Genomic DNA, 16,219 nt, shown 5'->3' with positions numbered 1-16,219 from the left:
GCGCGGTGATGCGCGACTACCCGTGCACCGCTACGCCCCGCGCCCGCAGCGCACTCATGACGTCGATCCACTCCCCTTTGTCTTCTGAGATGGCTTTGTTGAAGACCACGAGCTCGGTCAGGGCGGGAAGACCGAGGATGACATCGATGTCGGAATACTGCTGGACTGCATCCACTCCGAGGCGCCGCAGCCTGGTCAGCCCGGCGAGTGGGGCAAGACTGCACGCTTCGACCATCGAGTTGAGATCGAGATCGACCAGCGCCGTGCACCGACCGATCCCGTCCAGACTCGTGATCGAGAAGTGCCGACCGAAGTGCCACCACCCGGGGTAGAGCGTGTAGATCTCCCGATCGCCGTCCAGGCACAGATTCTCCACCTGTGCCAGGTCTTCCGAGGTCAACGGGAGTGTGAGCAGAAAATTCTCCAGCTCTGGCAAGCGGTCGATACCGAGGCGACCGCAGATCTCGTCCCAGACCGGGCCCCCGGCCGACGCCTGATAGGCGGTGTATTCCTCGCGCAGCGACGACAGCCAGTAGTAATCATCGACACGATCGGTGTAAACCTCGTCGAGCAGCGCAAGCTGAAGGTTTCGGTCGGCAAGTTCGATACTTGTCACCGCCCGAGCGTATTGCCCAAGCGCGATCGACCGCGCATCGTCACGACCAGCCCGCCGCCGTCACCGCCGCAGCCGGCGAGCCGGAAGTCGCTTATTTCCAGAGGTGTCGTGTCGTTGCCCGTTGAGATCTACGGTGGAGATATGACCGCCTTGGAGTATCGGCACGTGCTCGTCGCGCGGGACGGCGACACGGTACGCATCACCATGAACCGGCCGGATCGGCGCAATGCGCTGTCGGGCGAGCATCTGGGCGAACTGCTCGCCGCGTTCCGGGCCGCGGGCGAGACCGACGCCACCGGGATAGTGCTCGGGGCGCACGGTCCGGTGTTCTCCGCGGGACATGATTTCGCCGACGTCGCCGCGCGCGACCTGCTCGGCGTGCGGGAGTTGCTGACGCTGTGCACCGAGCTCATGTCGACCATCGAGTCGGTGCCGCAGGTGGTGATCGCCCGGGTGCACGGTCTGGCCACGGCCGCGGGCTGCCAGCTGGTGGCCTCGTGCGATCTGGCCGTCGCCGCCGAATCGGCCGGTTTCGCGCTCCCCGGCGGCAAGGGTGGCTGGTTCTGTCACACCCCGGCGGTGCCGGTGGCCCGCGCCGTGGGCCGTAAACGCCTGATGGAGCTGGCCCTCACCGGCGACCCGATCGATGCCCGCACCGCCGAACAGTGGGGCTTGATCAACCGAGCGGTGCCGGACGCCGAGCTGGACACCGCCGTGGACGAGTTGCTGGCCCGCGCTACCCGGGGCAGCCGGGCAAACAAGGCGCTCGGCAAACGCACTCTCTACGCCCAGCTCGACCGCCCCGAAGCAGACGCCTACGCCCTCGCCCTGGAAGTGATGGCCGCCGCCGCGCAACTTCCCGGCGCCCGCGAAGGGATGGCGGCCTTCCTGGAGAAGCGCCCGCCCGTCTGGCCCGATTAGCGCCGCCTCAGATTTCCAACACGAGACGCGTGCCGTGCAGTTGCTCCGTCTCGATTCGGCGATGCGCCTCGGCAGCGGCGGCGAGCGGAAGAACTTCGACCACTCGCGGCCGCAGCGCCCGGTCGAGTAGAAGGCGATTGATCACGGTCGCGGCGTCCCGTAATTGCGCGGTGGTCGCGCGGGAGATCACGAAACCGCGAATGGAACCGTCCTTCAGATACAGCGTTCCCGTGGGCAGTTCGGTGCGAGAACCGGTGCCCGCGACGATGACGACCCGGCCACCGACCGCGAGCAATTCCACGGCGTCCACCATGTTGTTCCGGCCCGAGGTATCGATATAGAGGTCGACTCCCTTTTCGGCGATCTCACGCACTTCTTCGACGATTTTCCGCGTGCGATAGTCGATCGTGTGCGCGGCGCCGATGCGCCGACAGTAATCGTGGTCGCCGGGGTGAGCGGTCGCGATGACCGTACCCCCGGCGCGGGCGATCATGGCGACGAGCGCGCTGCCGACATTGCCTGCCGCGCCCGCGATCAGCGCCGTGTCGCCGGACCGGAGATCCCCGTGCGTGAACGCGGCGAGATAGGCGGTGGCCGCCGGATGGACGAGGGCCACTGCCTGCGTGGGAGACACCCCGTGCGGCAGATGGTAGAGGCGATCGACGGGAACGACAGCGAGTTCGGAGGCCGCCCCCTGCCGCCCCTCGTGCCCGAGGCTGTTACACCAGACTCGGTCGCCGGCGAGGAATTCCGGCGAACACGATCCGATGACTTTTCCAACCAGATCGCGGCCGATCACGAAAGGAAACTCCATCGCGGTCGGATATCGCCCGGAGCGTACGAACGTGTCGACGTGGTTCACCGACGTGGCCGCGACTTCGACCAGAACGTCGTCCGGTCCGCACACCGGCGGCGGCAACTCGCCGTAGACAATCGACTCCGGCGCCCCGATTCGTTCGATGTATGCGGCTCGCACCCGATGTCCTCCGATTGTTTCCCTTCGAGTGTGCGTGCGGAGCGGGTTCAGTCTGTCATGTCAGTCCGCGTCGTCGAAGTGACACACCGCCGCCACGCGATCACGCAGCCACCGGTGCGCCGGGTCAGCGTCGAGCCGGACGTGCCACAGCAGCGAGATCGTCACTTCGGGTGCGCGGAACGGCAATTCGAAGGAGCGCAGTCCCTCTCGCAGGTTCGCCGTGTGCCGCCGCGGGACCGTCGCGACGAGATCGGTGGCTCGCGCCAGGGCCAGCGCCGCACCGAAGCCGTCCACGACCGTCACGACGTCGCGTCGGTGGCCGGTCGGTTGTAGCGCCTCGTCCACCAGACCGGCGGTCAGTCCGCGACGGGAGACGTGCACGTGCCGCGCCGCGGCGTACCGTGCGGCGGTCATCGCGCCGGTACCGAGGGGATGCTCGTCGCGGACCACGCCGATGAAGCGATCCGTGAACAGTGGTGTGCTGAGCACGTCCGGCGGCAGCGCGTCCTCGATCACGCCGGTTTCCAGGTCGACGACGCCCTCGCGCAGGGGGGCGGTGTCCTTCTTGGTCTTCTGCAGGAACCGCAATCGCACGCCCGGCGCCGCGGCGGCGACCTCGGCGACGAGCGCGGGCCCGAATCTCTCCACGAATCCGTCGCTGCCACGCAGCGCGAAAGTCCTTTGCAGCGTGGCCAAATCGAGTTTCTCGACCGGCCGCAACACCGCTTCGGCCTCTTGGACGAGCCCGCGCACGCGTGCGCGCAACTCGACGGCGCGAGGCGTGGGCACCAGACCTCGTCCCGCGCGTACGAGCAACGGGTCGCCGGTGGCGCGCCGCAGCCGCGCGAGCGCGCGACTCATCGCGGACGGACTCAGCGCGAGCCGTTCACCCGCCCGCGTCACGCTGCCCTCCTCGAGCAGGACATCCAGTGTGACGAGCAAGTTCAGATCGGGCCGCGCCATGCGCACAGGATCGCACAGAGGCGCCAAAATATGGCGTCCAGTGCACAATTACATTTACTTCTTTGCGTCTTCCGCCAGGTCAGAACGGAATTTACGGTCGATACCTACCGTCGAGGCCAGGAGGAAGACCTTCATGTCCAGATCAGCAGCGCCTCCCGGCGTCGGGTTCGAGCCTGCGGGCCGTCGCTCACCGACCTGGGTGCTCACCGCACTCTCGCTGTCCATGCTGTTGCCTTCGCTCAGCATCAGCATCGCCAACGTGGGCCTGCCGTCGATGGCGGCGGCACTGGGCGCGTCCTTCAACGAGGTGCAGTGGGTCGTGATCGCCTACCTGCTGGCCATCACGACGCTGATCGTCGGGGTCGGTCGGCTCGGCGACCTGGTCGGCCGCGGTCGCCTCCTGGTGATCGGTATCGGCGTGTTCACGGTCGCGACGCTGCTGTGCGGTCTCGCCCCGAATCTGTTCCTCCTGATCGCCGCGCGGGCGCTGCAAGGGGTCGGTGCCGCCTGCATGATGGCGCTGACGATGGCCTCCGTCGGCGCGGTCGTGCCCGAACATCGCACGGGTAGCGCGATGGGATTGCTCGGCACGATGTCGGCCGTCGGAACGGCGCTCGGGCCTTCGCTCGGCGGAGTGCTGATCGCGACTTTCGGTTGGCGGGCAATCTTTTTGGCTATCGTGCCGATCGGCGTGCTCGCGCTGACGCTCACCCTCCCGATGTCGGCCGACACAGCGGCCGGGTCAACGCCACGGCGTTTCGACACACTGGGCACGGCATTGCTGGCCGTCACGCTGGGCGCCTATGCGCTCGCCATGACGGTCGGGGCCTTCGGGCCGCTCTCCATCGGCTTGCTCGGCGTCGCCGGTGCGGGCTTGGTGCTTTTCGGTGTCACCGAGAGCAAGGTCGCGTACCCGCTGTTGACCCTCGGCATGTTGCGCGATCCGGTGCTCGCCGTTGGACTGACGACGAGCACCGTGGTCTCCGCCGTCATGATGACGACCCTGATCGTCGGCCCGTTCCACCTCGCCGGGGCGCTGGGGCTCGGGCCTGCCATGGTGGGGCTCGTGATGTCGGCGGGTCCGGCGGTGTCGGCGCTCACCGGCGTCCCTGCGGGGCGCGTCACCGACCGTTTCGGATCGAGGACCATGGTGATCGTCGGACTCGTCGGCATCATCGGCGCCGCGCTGACCTTGTCGGTAATGCCCACAGCGGCGGGTGTGCTCGGCTACGTCCTGCCATTGATCGTCTGCACCGCCTCCTACGCGACATTCCAAGCGGCCAACAACACCGCCGTCATGAAAGACGTTGCCGCACAAGAACGCGGGCTGGTGTCCGGGATGCTGAACCTCTCCCGGAACCTAGGGCTGATGACCGGCGCGTCGGTCATAGGCGCCGTCTTCGCGCGCGCCGCGGGGACGCGGGATGTCGCCACGGGCACACCCACCGAGATGGCGCGGGGAACACACTGGGCTTTCGCGGTCGCCGCACTGCTGGTGGGTGCCGGTTTGGCGTTGGTTCTGGGGTTACGGCGCAGGCTACTTTCTCCGTAGCGCCCGGTCGCCGGTTCCCGTAAGTCTCAGCGCGGCCGCGTTTGCTGGAGCTTCTCAGCCACCCGGGTACCGATCTCGATGATCTGGGCGGCTTTCCAGCCGACCACCACGATCTTCGTGTGCGGGTTGTGGATGGTGATCAGCCGGATGCTGGCGATCTCCTCGGGCGTGTCACCGGAATCCGCGTCCACCACAAGGGCGCCCACGGCATCGGCGGCGCGGAGCCGTTCGGTGTCGATGATCTCGTAGGGCGGATAGTTTCCGGCATAGACCTGTCCCGCGCGGATACGGCCGAGTTCATCCTGTGAGGTCTCTGTCGGCACCATCGTCACCTGGATGCTGCGCGGCCCGCCGTCCTCCTCCCACGCGCACGCGACCGTGCCCTCGATTCGATCCGGCTCGGTGTCCCGTTGCCACACCCGGAGGCCGGCGAGATGGTCGCCGATCAGCTCGGACACGGTGCGGCAATCCAAGGTCTGCACTACGGGCACAGGTTGATTGTTCACAGGGTTCACCTCGTCGTCGCCGGTCGCCGCGCTACAGCCGGTCACCGCGGCGACGAGTGTATCGACATCCGGTTGCACCGCAGACCGTTGCCGTTTCCAGTTCCCTGACCGTGTCGATCGGGGGTATCAGCGACCACTCGCGGCTATCGGCATCCTGGAATCTCCTCGAGGACAGGCAAAGGCAGTCGGTCTCCGACGAAGAACCTTCCGCTCACAATGGGTTCGGCGGCTGTCGCTGTGCGCCACTGCCACCAGATCCACAGCCGGACGCGTGAATCGGCCCGCGCATTGCGTACCCGATCAATGTGTGGCGTTTACCGAGATCAGCGGCAACGAAGACGACCGGCTTGTGTTCGAGTTCCTCCACGGCACGGCAGTTCGACAGATGCCGGACGGCAATAGTCCTTGCACCCCAGCACGATCCGGCGATGCCCCGGGAATTCGGCGCGAGAGCCGAGAAGTCCTGGAGCATCACCGGTCCGAGGTTCAGGCGCAGACACGTACCGCGTCGGCGGTGTTGTCGGTGCCACGTGGCATGTTCCCCCGGCCGTTGTCCGGGATGGATACGAGCAGTTGCCAGTGATCGCCGGTCCAGTTGTAGACCGCCACGGTCTTGCGGGTGCGGTTCCAGTAGGAGGTCAGGCGGTCGCCGACGCCGCCGTTGCCGATGTCGTGCAGTACGCAGTTCGCATCGACCTGCACGATCATGCTGCCCGTGCCGTCGGGATCGTCCCAACCGCAGAATGTTCCGCCCGGACAGCCGTAGCCGTATCCCGCGGATGCCGGAGCGGCCGAGATGGTGGTGCCGATCGCCGCGCAGGCCAGGACGGCGAACGCGACGGATACCAGGCGGCGCGGCATGGATGGTGAATTCATGGTTGTCCCCTCGGATTTCGGTTCCGGCGACGCCCGAACGCCTCGCCGCGATCAATCGTGTCCGAATCGCGCGAGCGGGAAATCCGTACAGCCACGGAGGAGCGGTACGGAGGTTCAGCGCTGCCGCGCGGCCCAGGCGGCAATCTGGGTGCGGTTGACCAATCCGAGCTTGGTGAGGATGTGCTGGACGTGGCTTTCGGCCGTGCGCTCGGAAATACGCATGAGTGAGGCGATCTGCCGGTTGGTGAGGCCCTGCGCGACATGCGTCGCGACCTCGGCCTCGCGACGCGTCAGTCCGCTCGGAGGATCGCCGCGGAGGGCGGTCGCGAGCTCGTCGGCGCGGCCCCGCAGCGGTGCCATGCCTAATTGCGCTGCCGCCGAGCCGACGCTCGCGCACAGTGCGGCGGCCTCGTCGCCATCGCCGGGCCGACGTCGGCGGGCGAGGATTCGGGCCAGCTCGAATCTGGCGAGCGCCGCGTACGGCGCAGTGTCGGCACTGTCGTTGGCGGCCACGCCTTTCCGGAGTTCGGTGACGGCTTCGTCGAGGCGCCCGCAGGCACCGAGCGCGATGCCGAGGTAGGCGCGAGCCGAGCCGAAGTTCACCAGTGTCGAGGCTCCGCCGGTGACGAACAGATCGGCATGCGGGCGCAGCCGGGCCGCCAGGTCCGCGGCGGCATCGGGGGCGTCGAACATCGCCGCGAGTTCGATCCTGGTCGCCAGGGCGGTCAGCAGCGCCGGCGGCGGAACCGTCTCGATGCCGGGGGCGGCGCGGAACAGCCGACGGGCACGTTCGACGTCACCGCGCCGAGCCCAGTGGACGCCGTGGGCCGGCACGAGGAATCCCGGTACGTTGCGGTCGTTTTCCTCGAACTGCTCAACGTCGACGAGGCCGCGGCCGGTGAGGCCGTCGATGATGATCAGCGCGAAAACAGAAGTGCCGACGAGCGATTCGTGCGAGCGACCCTCGATCAGGCGCAATCCTTCGCGGGTGTCCGTGACGGCCTCGTCGAATCGGCCCCGCGAGATCGCCGTGGCCGCCGTACAGCGCAGGTAGTGCCATCGGGCGAGCGGCGTGCGCAGGCGTCGCACCAACTGCCGCATCGGTGCGAGTTCCGCTTCCGCCTCGTCCAGCCTGCCGAGCATCATCAGCGCGTCGAAGCGCCACATTCGGCCCCAGAGCAGCGTGTCGTCGTCGCGCTCGGCCGCGCCGAGGACGAGCATCCGGTCGCCGAGACCGAGCCGTTCGTGCACCCCGTCCGGACCGGAGCGGGCCATCTGCCGGGACCGCAGCGCCGAACGCAGCACCGCGGCATCGCCGAGCCTGCGCGCCATCGCGAGCGCCTCGTCCGAGATCCGATCGCCGTCTGCGCCGCCGGTGAATCCGGTCTCGCCCGCCTGTAGAGCCAGCAGCCGCACCCGCATCGGGTTGTCCCCGTCGGGCAGTCGGGCCAGCGCCTCGGCCGCCAGCTGTTCGCCGCTGAAGGTGTCCCAAGGGTCGGACATGCCTTCCATCGCCAACGCGACCGCACCGAGCGCGTACGGGTCGCCCGCAGCGCGCGCTGTCTCGGCCGATCTGGCCAGAAGCGTTGCGGCGGTGCGGATGTCGCCATTGCGGAGCAACGCGGTGCCGCGGCGGAGGAGCAAGCGTGCCCGGTCGCCAGGGGCCAGCTTCGCCTCCACCTCCAAGGCACGTCGGTAGAAGTCGGCGGCCTGCTCCCAGGCCAAGCCCGCCAGCGCCCGGTCGCCCGCCCGTTCGGCCCATTCCACGGCCTGCCGCGGCTCGCCGACGGGAAGAGCGGTCAACCAGTGATGGGCGATTTCGGCGGCCCGCTCGATGGCATCGGACCGGTCGGTCAGCCAGGCCGCGAACCGCGCGTGGGCGACGGCTCGCGCCGCTGCCGGCAGGCTCGCCCGCGCCCCTTCGCGAATGAGGTCGTGCCGGAAGCGCCAGCCTGTCGCGTGGGTCAGCAGACCCGCCGCGCCCGCTTCGTCGAGCGCGCTCAGCACCGCCGCGACCGGATGATCGGTCACTGCGGCAAGCGCCGACGAGTCCAGATCGTCTCCGAGAGCGGCTGCGGTGCAGAGCAATTCGCGGCAAGGTTCGCTGAGCCGGTCCAAGCGCGCCCGGACGCTGTCGAGCACACCGCCGGGCAGCGTGCTCGCGTCCGCGCCGATCAATGGAGCGAGTTCGTCGACGAAGAACGGGTTGCCCCCGGTGCGGCGGCTCACCTCGGCGGCGATATCGGCCGATACATCGCGGCCGGTGACGAGTTCGAGCCTGCGTCGCACATCCGCCGGAGGGAGCCCGGTCAGGCGAATCCGGGTCTGCCCCGCCTCGTGAGTGAGCGCGGCCAATGCCGCGGTCAGCGCCGCACGGTCGCCGAGCTCGGTGTCCCGATAGGTCGCCACCAGCATCAGGCGGGATCCGGACATACCACGGGCCAGGTGAACGAGCAGTCCCAGCGACCCGGCGTCGGCCCAGTGCAGATCGTCGAGCACGACGAGCAGCCCGCACGGCTCGGCGATCTCCCGCAGCCGCTCGGCGAACGCTTCGAATGCCTCGAATCGTGCAGTGGCCGAACCACTTTCGGTGCCACCGCCGGTCAGCGCGGGCGGCAGCCCGGCATCGAGCGCGCGGACGGCCTGGTGGAAGATCCAGTACGGCGGACTGCCTTCGTCATCGCTCGCCCGTCCCGAGGAAACCGGCAGACCGGCCGCCTCGGCGCGCGCCGCGATCTCCTGGGCGAGGCGGGTCTTGCCGATTCCCGGCTCGCCGGCGATCAGGACCACCTGACCGTGACCGGCGACCGCCTGGTCGAGACGGGCGGCGAGCAACTCCGACTCGCGCACCCGTCCGACGAAATCACCCATGCACGGCACGATATAGCCGACCAGTCGTTCCGGCGACGGCCACGTGCGCGGATGACGCGCAACGCTGCCGCACCGCAGGATCCATTGTCGCCCAAAGGGTCTTCGGGCGCAGGTGTCGAATCTCGGCGCAGCGGTTCACAGTCCGCGCCCTTGCGCTGGGCGATGCGAAAGGCAGGGACGCGAATTCAGCGCCGGATCAGCAATCGCGGCGCGAATTCACGGTGAGCCAGGAGATCTCGGGCAGATGCCGAACTCGCCGCGCTGGTCGACGATCCGCGCGCTCACACCGCCGCACACTCGGTGCGTACGGCGGAAGTCACCTGATCGCGACGACCATCGCGTCGTTGATCGACCGCCACGCCACGCCCGTCTCCAGAAACCCGGCTTCCCGCAACCGCAGGCAGTGCCACCCGATCGGATGTTCCTCGCCGCCACCGTGCCGGTCGAAAATCGCTCGGCTGCCCGCGTGTTCCTCGGCCAAGCCCGGGTCGCGGGCCACCGTCGCCCACCATTGCTCCCAATCCAGCGCACCCTCGACGCGGGCTTGCTCCTGGTGTGCGTTCTGGATGACCTCGTCGATGGCGTTGAGCATCGGCGTCTCCGGATCGGGCATGTGATCGGCGTTGAGAAACACTCCGCCCGGTCGAACCAGCTTCGCCAGATCGGTATACAGCCGCGTCACCGATTCGCTCGTCATCCAATGCGACGAAGTCGCGGTGAGCACGGCGTCGAACGGCTCGATCGGCAACGACTCCGTCCAGGCGGGATCGGCCAGATCAGCCGTCACGACCGTGATCCGCGAATCCCCGGCGAACGATCCACGGGCGATCGCCAGCATCGTCGGATCCACGTCGACCGCGACCGACCTCGCTCGCGGCATTCGCTCCAAAAGCCGTCGGCTGATGGTGCCCGTCCCACACGCCAGATCCAGCACGTGGGGCGTCGGCCCGACCGCGGCCGCCACCACATCCATCATCACCCGGAACCGTTCCTCGCGTTCGGGTAGATACAGCTCCTGCTGCCGATCCCAACTGCACTGCCACGATTCCCAGTCCACAACGCCTCCGTTTTCCAGAGCAAAGGTCTGCCGAACAGGTGGTATGCACAAACGCGGACGCAGCCGCCGAACAGTGGCCGACGGAATTTCGACTATCTCGCGCGACTCGCCGCCGGAAAGGACATCGAAGCGGATCTCGGCAGGGACAGTACACAGGTTTCGGCCGATCCCGCGTTCGCACTCGCCGGATCGCAGTGTCACCGTTTCACAAACCCTGGACCTGCACGATCGGCGAGGAATGCCGGATGTTCGATGTGCCCGCAGGCCCGATCAGCGATCGAACCGGACGCCGGCTCGGGTCAATCGATCGATGCACTGGTCACGAAGTTCGACGACGGTCGACTTGCTCAGCGCGCGAGCGGCCGGTGAACCGAGCAGGCGCATCAGGCGAGTGTGGAATTCCTTCGAAGAAAGGCCGAATCGCACGAAGGCTTCGTCGTCGTTGCCGCCGTAAGGGGCCCACTCGGTGGCGAATTCCAGGATGTCGTTCTCGTACGGGTTCGTCGCTGCCGACATCTGATAGTTGCCCATAGGCCCACTCCATTCTCTTGGCGTCACCGCACGCCGGGCGACTTCAGAATCGCGGCCGGTTCGACGGCTTCCGCGAGAGAGATTCGATTTCGAATCGAGTTTCGACTTTAGAAGTCGGGAGCGATGCTGTCAACAGCTCGCCGGCACATACTTCGGCATGGCCGAACAGTCCGCTGACCTGCGTCGCCGGGCAGGGCGCACCACTATTGGTCCCAGCTGACGCAGTCCGGCATCTTGGGCGATATCCGCAGGTAGAACCCGGCGATGGCCTATTGTCGGTCCGCATCGGTTGTGTTCGTTTCCTCATGTCGAAGGAGAGGCTGATCGATGAACGGTTCTGCATTTGCGCGTAGCGCGGTGGCGGCCGTGGCGGCCGCGATCGCCGTCGCCGGAGCCACCGGCACAGCCCTCGCCCACGTCACGGTGTCGGCGTCGGACGCTTCCAGGGGCGGATCGGCGGTATTGGTGTTCCGGGTACCGAACGAGTCGGCCGGCGGCAGCCCGACCGTCGGGTTGGCGGTGGAGATTCCCGGCGTCACGACCGTCGATACCGAGGCGACGCCGGGGTGGAAGTCCGCGGTGAACAAGGACTCCGGCCGAAACGTCACGACCGTCACCTGGACCGCGGATCCCGGCACGGGCATCGGGTCGGAGCAGTTCGGGCAGTTCTCTGTGCTGGCCAACGGCCTGCCCGACACCGAGAAACTGACCATGCCCGCCGTGCAGACCTACGCCGACGGGCAGGTCGTGCGCTGGGATCAGGACCCTGCCTCCGGCGACGAACCCGAGTTTCCGGCGCCCTCGTTGACGCTGCGGGACGGGCAGGGCGCGGGCCCGCACGACCACGGCGACATCCAGGCGACCGGCTCGGATACCGCATCCGAGCACGACACGACCGCCCGCTGGTTGGCCGGGATCGGCATCGTGCTCGGCGCGCTGGGCATCCTCGCGGTTCTCGGCATGGCGGTGCGCGGAAGGTCGTGATCGCAGTTCGGCTCAGAGCCCGAACGCGCCGCCTTCGACGAGGATGATCAGACCGAGTCCGATCAGGACGATCGGCACGATGACGTGTCCCCACCGCGACAGCGACCGCGCGATCAGCGGGTGCGAAGCGAACAGGCGCCCGGCGAAGCACCACACGGCGACCATCACGAGGAAAACGCTGGAGAACACGATCAGCCCGCCGTTGCCCGTGGTGGCGGGGTGGTGTACAGAGCGATACCGGTCGACGCCAACCCATTGAATCTCGGCCAATACGGTGAGGACTACCAGAACTCGATCGAGCACGGCGCCGCCAACCTGCGAGGCGAGTTGGAGCGCATCAACGCTGCCTGCGTAGGGCAATCGGTGCGGATCGTTCTCGCGGGCTCGGCCGCCTTCCAGAACGTGAAAGCTGTGTTCTATTTCGGGAATCCGGCGCGGATCGGTGGCCAGACGACGGAGGTACTCAACACCGACGGACTGGGGATACGCAGGCAGACAGGTGCGCCGCTGGCGGTCGATCCCGCCACCGATACGTGGATCTCGACGCACCCGGGAATGGTCACGTCGTTCTGCGCTGCTTTCGACGTCGTGTGCGATACCTCGGCAAACCTGAAACTGGCGCCGTTCCTGGGACCGAACAATGTCTTCAATGTTTCGATCGGCGTGTCCATCCACAACGGCTACTCGAGTCGCGATATGTCGTGTCACGCCCAGGGGCTACCCGCCGCAGGGCTGACCATCACCGCGACCGATTGCGCGGCGGCGCTGGCGCTCAACGCATTCGGCTATCCGGTGCCTTCGGGAAGCTTTCCCGAACCATCACCCGCGCCCGCCGTACGAGCCTTCCGTCCAGGCGCCGAAGTGTTCTGCATCGGCAAACTCACCGAGCCGAACAGCGAGCATCGGTGCGTCCTCCAGTCGACTCCGGTCGAGGTCGGCACCTTCACGACAGACGAGAGCCGTATCGGCGCAGTACGATTCACGGTGCCGACCGACATCGGCGAAGGCGAGCACCATCTCACGATCGTCTCGGCGAGCGGCAAGACCTACTCGGTAGCCTTCACCGTCTCGAGCTCAGCACCAGAAGTCGCCGACGGCTTCATCGCGGTCGACGCGAATGACATCGTGGAGATACCGCCGCCGACCACAACTCCACCGCCACCGTGCACAGGGTCCTTTTGCTAGGAGTGCAGCCGTCGGGAGGAGCGGGCTACCGGAGGTTCGTGGTAATCCGCGGTCGAGAAGGTATCGCCTAAATCCCCGCGGTGTCGGCGATTTCCCGCGCCTTGTGCACCAGGGCGTCTATTCGGGCGGCGGTGGGTGTGCCCGCGGCTGCTTTGTTCTGCGGCCGGTCCATCGCGCGGCGCATGACGCCCTCGCCTATGATCGCCAGTTTCCACAGCCCTAGTGCGTGCCAGTACTGCAAAGCCGCTGCGTCGCGGCCTGTCTCGGCCAGGTACAGCCGCGCCATCTCCGCGCGATCGGGAAACCCGTCCAGGGTCGACGGCGCGAAGTCGCCGCCTGTCGTCTCACCGGGCTCCGGCCAGTAGGTGAGCAGGCTGCCCATGTCCGCGAGCGGGTCACCCAGCGTCGACAGTTCCCAGTCCAGTACCGCCGCCACCTCGCCGGTCGCGTGGGAGAAGATGAGGTTGCGCAGGTGAAAGTCGCCGTGCACCAGGCTGATTTCGCGTTGCTCGGGAATGGCGGCGGCGAGTCGACGGGTGAGATCGTCCAGTTCTGGCAGGTCCCGTGTCTTGGACACGGCCCATTGCCCCGCCCATCGCCTGAGCTGGCGCTGTGCATAGGGCTTGTGGCTCGCCAATCCGTCGAGACCCACTTTCTCGAGGTCGACGGCGTGGATCTTCGCCAGGGCGCGCGGCAGTGTCAGGGCGATCTGCCGACGCTGCGGCGGTGTCAGCTCCTCGGCGGCATCCATCGTGTCGACGACCGGACCGTCGACGAACTCCATCAACACCAAAGGCACCTCGGCGAACTCGGAATCCTCTGTCACAGCGATGATTCGAGGGACGGGTACGCCGGTGCCTGCCAACGCCGCGATGATCCGCGCCTCACGCACCACATCGTGGGCCGAGGCCAGCAGATGACCCAGCGGTGGGCGACGCAGCACCCAGGCTCCGGCAGCGGCGTCGGTGACGCGGTAGGTGAGGTTCGACTGACCGAGACCGATCCGCTGAAAACGCAGTGGCGCCGCGTATTCGATGCCGAGTTCGGTGAACCACCGCGACACCGCCTCGGCGTCGACGCCGACGACTTCCCCGGTCTCAAGCATGCGCGATCGCCTCCGTCCGGAAAAGCTCGGCGTCGCCGAGGCGCTGGCCGCCGTCGATCACGAACGTCTCCCCTGTCACCCAGCTCGCCGCATCGGAGACGAGGAAGGCGATGGCGGAGCCGACGTCCTCGGGTTCCCCGATCCGCGACAACGCTATGGCCGAATTCAATTGGCTTTCCTGGTCTTTCCACAGCGCCTCGGCCAGCTTCGTGCGCACGACACCCGGCGCGATGGCATTGACCCGCACCCACAACGACAGTTCGAGCGCCAGTTGCTCGGTGAGGTGGATCAACGCGGCCTTCGACGCGGTCGGGAGACACCGGCACGGTGTCGCGACACTTGCTCGAACTCTCGATGGCGATGCGCACCGAGCTTGCTGTGAACCTGCACGTTGATCCTTTGTCTCTGACTCGAAATCGGTCGTTATCGCAGCGGTGCGCCCCACCGCACTTGCCGGCGCAAGTGGTTCTTGAGGAGCTTGCCGCCCGCGTTACGCGGCAATGCCTCGGTGACGACCGCGGCATATTGCGGAATCTTGAAGTCGGCGAGGTGGTTTCGGCAGTGTGCCAGGACGCCGTCGATATCGATCGGCGCCTGGTCGCCGTAGAGGACGGCGCCGACCTTCTCGCCCATCACGTCGTCGGGTACGGCGAGCACCGCGGCGTCGGCGACGCCGGGAGCCGAGAGCAGCACCGCCTCGACTTCGACGCTGGAGATGTTCTCGCCGCCGCGATTGATGATGTCCTTGATCCGGTCGACGATGTGGACACGTCCGGCGTCGTCGACCCGGACGACATCGCCGGTGTGCAGCCAGCCGTCCACGATCGTCTCCGCCGTGGCCTGCGCCCGATTCCAGTATCCGGCCGCCACATTGGCGCCACGGACCACCAGCTCGCCGGTGTTCGGGTCGTCGTCGATCGGCACGATGCCGAGGTCCACCGACGGCACCGCGTACCCCACGGAATCCGCGTGCTCGACCGCGTCCTGGTCCGGCAGGACGGTGATCAGCGACGCCGTCTCGGTCATGCCGTACCCGTTCATCACCGTCGCCCGCGGGAACGCCGCTTTCAGCGATCGCACCAGCGACGGCGCGATCGGGGCGCCGCCGTATCCGACCGTGCGGACCCCGGACACGTCGGCGTCGGCGAACCTGGGGTGACGAAGCAGCAGGGAATACACCGCGGGTACCGTCACCAGGAAGGAAATATGTTCGGCGGCAAGCGATTCGATCACAGTCGGCAGGTCCAGCGCGGGGAGGATCACCGAGGCGCCGCCGACGTACGCGGCGACCAGCAGTTGCGAATTGCACGCCGTCACATGGAACAGCGGCACGGAGATCAGCGTGCGCAGGGCAGGCCCGACCTCGCGGGACATGCCGAGGGACCGAATCATGTTCTCGGCGTTGGTGACGAAGGCCTCGTGCGTGGTCGGAACGCCCTTGGGGTGTCCGGTCGTGCCCGAGGTGTAGAAGAGGGCGGCTACATCGGTGGCGCGCAGACCCTCTGCCACATAGGGGTCGCCGTCCGGCAGTGGGGTGCCGGACGCCAGATCGACTGTCACGCCTGCGTCGTCGAGGACGAACTCGACCTCCGGTTGCGCCGACCGCGTATTGACCGGCACCGCGATGCCGCCCGCCATGATCGTGCCCCAGAAGGCGAGAACCCAGTTCGTCCCCGCCGGATACCGCAGGGCCACCCGGTCTCCGCGCTGAATCCCCAGGGCCCGCAGCCCACCGGCCACTCGCGACGCGCGCTCCCAGAGCTGCGCGTAGGTCAGCCGATCACCGCCGATCTCGGCGATCGCCTCGGCATCGGGTCGCGCGTCGACGTGCGCCCGCACCATGTCGAGCAGCGTCGCGGGCACACCCGCGTAGTGCGTGACGCCGTTCGCGTCTCGCGTCGAACCCCATCGCTCGAAAGGATTGCGCGAGCGCGTGATTTCGATGACTGCACCGGTCATTGGGCGGCCTCCGTGCGGCGGCGCGGAGTGGCTACGAGCATCGTGATGGTCTTTCCTCTGGAAACTTCGGGATCTGGGGGCGCCGGAGGTCACCGACCCCTGGCGTTGTCAGGAATG

At 67.5% G+C, this 16,219-nt stretch carries 16 protein-coding genes; 4 read left to right on the top strand and 12 right to left on the bottom strand.

From position 1 onward, the window contains the following. Window positions 1-16: 16 nt before the first annotated feature. Window positions 17-616 (bottom strand): DUF6892 domain-containing protein, encoded by a 600-nt coding sequence (locus tag ACRWNM_RS00900; protein WP_431962426.1) that lies wholly within the window; start codon window positions 614-616, stop codon window positions 17-19. Window positions 617-757: 141 nt separating this feature from the next. Here ACRWNM_RS00900 and ACRWNM_RS00895 point away from each other — a divergent pair, with 141 nt between their 5' ends. Continuing rightward, entirely contained in the window at window positions 758-1,537 is a 780-nt protein-coding gene (locus ACRWNM_RS00895) for an enoyl-CoA hydratase-related protein (RefSeq protein WP_431962424.1), read from the top strand. A 7-nt stretch (window positions 1,538-1,544) separates the two neighbouring features. On the opposite strand, the gene ACRWNM_RS00890 is transcribed toward ACRWNM_RS00895, so the two are convergent. Together ACRWNM_RS00890 and ACRWNM_RS00885 are read right to left on the bottom strand one after the other, a co-directional pair. After that, a complete protein-coding gene (locus ACRWNM_RS00890) occupies window positions 1,545-2,513 on the bottom strand; it encodes an NADPH:quinone reductase (RefSeq protein WP_431962422.1) in 969 nt (322 codons plus the stop codon). 60 nt (window positions 2,514-2,573) lie between these two features. Beyond that, window positions 2,574-3,476 carry a LysR family transcriptional regulator gene (locus ACRWNM_RS00885; protein ID WP_431962420.1) on the bottom strand — a complete coding sequence of 301 codons (903 nt, stop codon included), beginning with the start codon at window positions 3,474-3,476 and terminating at the stop codon, window positions 2,574-2,576. Window positions 3,477-3,609: 133 nt separating this feature from the next. Between ACRWNM_RS00885 and ACRWNM_RS00880 the strand changes: the two genes are divergently transcribed. Beyond that, window positions 3,610-5,028 carry an MFS transporter gene (locus ACRWNM_RS00880; RefSeq protein ID WP_431962418.1) on the top strand — a complete coding sequence of 473 codons (1,419 nt, stop codon included), beginning with the start codon at window positions 3,610-3,612 and terminating at the stop codon, window positions 5,026-5,028. A 26-nt stretch (window positions 5,029-5,054) separates the two neighbouring features. Here ACRWNM_RS00880 and ACRWNM_RS00875 read toward each other — a convergent pair whose 3' ends face one another. The 5 genes from ACRWNM_RS00875 to ACRWNM_RS00855 form a co-directional block, all read right to left on the bottom strand. Further along, on the bottom strand, window positions 5,055-5,486 hold the full coding sequence (locus tag ACRWNM_RS00875; RefSeq protein ID WP_431962416.1) for a hypothetical protein: 432 nt from the start codon (window positions 5,484-5,486) through the stop codon (window positions 5,055-5,057). A gap of 534 nt (window positions 5,487-6,020) precedes the next feature. Further along, entirely contained in the window at window positions 6,021-6,410 is a 390-nt protein-coding gene (locus tag ACRWNM_RS00870; RefSeq protein ID WP_431962414.1) for a peptidase inhibitor family I36 protein, read from the bottom strand. A gap of 114 nt (window positions 6,411-6,524) precedes the next feature. Next, the gene (locus ACRWNM_RS00865) at window positions 6,525-9,281 is read right to left on the bottom strand and encodes an ATP-binding protein (RefSeq protein WP_431962412.1); all 2,757 of its coding nucleotides are present in this window, start codon (window positions 9,279-9,281) and stop codon (window positions 6,525-6,527) included. 316 nt (window positions 9,282-9,597) lie between these two features. Beyond that, window positions 9,598-10,338, bottom strand: a complete 741-nt coding sequence (locus ACRWNM_RS00860) for a class I SAM-dependent methyltransferase (protein ID WP_431962410.1) — start codon at window positions 10,336-10,338, stop codon at window positions 9,598-9,600. 270 nt (window positions 10,339-10,608) lie between these two features. After that, window positions 10,609-10,869, bottom strand: coding sequence for a DUF3263 domain-containing protein (locus ACRWNM_RS00855; protein ID WP_431962408.1), 261 nt, complete (start codon window positions 10,867-10,869; stop codon window positions 10,609-10,611). Between the two features lie 327 nt (window positions 10,870-11,196). On the opposite strand from ACRWNM_RS00855, the gene ACRWNM_RS00850 reads away from it, so the two are divergent. Beyond that, on the top strand, window positions 11,197-11,853 hold the full coding sequence (locus ACRWNM_RS00850) for a YcnI family copper-binding membrane protein (protein ID WP_431962406.1): 657 nt from the start codon (window positions 11,197-11,199) through the stop codon (window positions 11,851-11,853). A 12-nt stretch (window positions 11,854-11,865) separates the two neighbouring features. Here ACRWNM_RS00850 and ACRWNM_RS00845 read toward each other — a convergent pair whose 3' ends face one another. Then, window positions 11,866-12,018, bottom strand: a complete 153-nt coding sequence (locus tag ACRWNM_RS00845; RefSeq protein ID WP_431963546.1) for a cadmium resistance transporter — start codon at window positions 12,016-12,018, stop codon at window positions 11,866-11,868. Between ACRWNM_RS00845 and ACRWNM_RS00840 the strand changes: the two genes are divergently transcribed. Then, window positions 11,974-13,038 carry a hypothetical protein gene (locus ACRWNM_RS00840; protein WP_431962404.1) on the top strand — a complete coding sequence of 355 codons (1,065 nt, stop codon included), beginning with the start codon at window positions 11,974-11,976 and terminating at the stop codon, window positions 13,036-13,038. The two genes, ACRWNM_RS00845 and ACRWNM_RS00840, sit on opposite strands and share 45 nt — an antisense overlap. A 67-nt stretch (window positions 13,039-13,105) precedes the next feature. Here ACRWNM_RS00840 and ACRWNM_RS00835 read toward each other — a convergent pair whose 3' ends face one another. The 3 genes from ACRWNM_RS00835 to ACRWNM_RS00825 are packed head-to-tail and all read right to left on the bottom strand — an operon-like array spanning window position 13,106 to window position 16,102. After that, window positions 13,106-14,143, bottom strand: a complete 1,038-nt coding sequence (locus ACRWNM_RS00835) for a phosphotransferase family protein (protein ID WP_431962402.1) — start codon at window positions 14,141-14,143, stop codon at window positions 13,106-13,108. Then, entirely contained in the window at window positions 14,136-14,588 is a 453-nt protein-coding gene (locus ACRWNM_RS00830) for an SDR family oxidoreductase (RefSeq protein WP_431962400.1), read from the bottom strand. The genes ACRWNM_RS00835 and ACRWNM_RS00830 overlap by 8 nt, the downstream gene beginning before the upstream one ends. Next, entirely contained in the window at window positions 14,567-16,102 is a 1,536-nt protein-coding gene (locus ACRWNM_RS00825) for a class I adenylate-forming enzyme family protein (protein WP_431962398.1), read from the bottom strand. The genes ACRWNM_RS00830 and ACRWNM_RS00825 overlap by 22 nt, the downstream gene beginning before the upstream one ends. Between the last annotated feature and the right edge of the window lie 117 nt (window positions 16,103-16,219).

The organism is Nocardia sp. bgisy134 (genome assembly GCF_965341865.1).
GTDB lineage: Bacteria > Actinomycetota > Actinomycetes > Mycobacteriales > Mycobacteriaceae > Nocardia.
Note: the sequence above shows the minus strand (reverse complement) of the source record. Positions and strands in the feature narration are given on the sequence as shown.

What these genes read in the sequence shown, in the direction of transcription:
- ACRWNM_RS00895 (WP_431962424.1), top strand. Translation starts at nt 758, where the DNA reads ATGACCGCCTTGGAGTATCGGCACGTGCTCGTCGCGCGGGACGGCGAC.
- ACRWNM_RS00885 (WP_431962420.1), bottom strand. Translation starts at nt 3,476, where the DNA reads ATGGCGCGGCCCGATCTGAACTTGCTCGTCACACTGGATGTCCTGCTC.
- ACRWNM_RS00880 (WP_431962418.1), top strand. Translation starts at nt 3,610, where the DNA reads ATGTCCAGATCAGCAGCGCCTCCCGGCGTCGGGTTCGAGCCTGCGGGC.
- ACRWNM_RS00870 (WP_431962414.1), bottom strand. Translation starts at nt 6,410, where the DNA reads ATGAATTCACCATCCATGCCGCGCCGCCTGGTATCCGTCGCGTTCGCC.
- ACRWNM_RS00865 (WP_431962412.1), bottom strand. Translation starts at nt 9,281, where the DNA reads ATGGGTGATTTCGTCGGACGGGTGCGCGAGTCGGAGTTGCTCGCCGCC.
- ACRWNM_RS00855 (WP_431962408.1), bottom strand. Translation starts at nt 10,869, where the DNA reads ATGGGCAACTATCAGATGTCGGCAGCGACGAACCCGTACGAGAACGAC.
- ACRWNM_RS00850 (WP_431962406.1), top strand. Translation starts at nt 11,197, where the DNA reads ATGAACGGTTCTGCATTTGCGCGTAGCGCGGTGGCGGCCGTGGCGGCC.
- ACRWNM_RS00845 (WP_431963546.1), bottom strand. Translation starts at nt 12,018, where the DNA reads ATGGTCGCCGTGTGGTGCTTCGCCGGGCGCCTGTTCGCTTCGCACCCG.
- ACRWNM_RS00835 (WP_431962402.1), bottom strand. Translation starts at nt 14,143, where the DNA reads ATGCTTGAGACCGGGGAAGTCGTCGGCGTCGACGCCGAGGCGGTGTCG.
- ACRWNM_RS00825 (WP_431962398.1), bottom strand. Translation starts at nt 16,102, where the DNA reads ATGACCGGTGCAGTCATCGAAATCACGCGCTCGCGCAATCCTTTCGAG.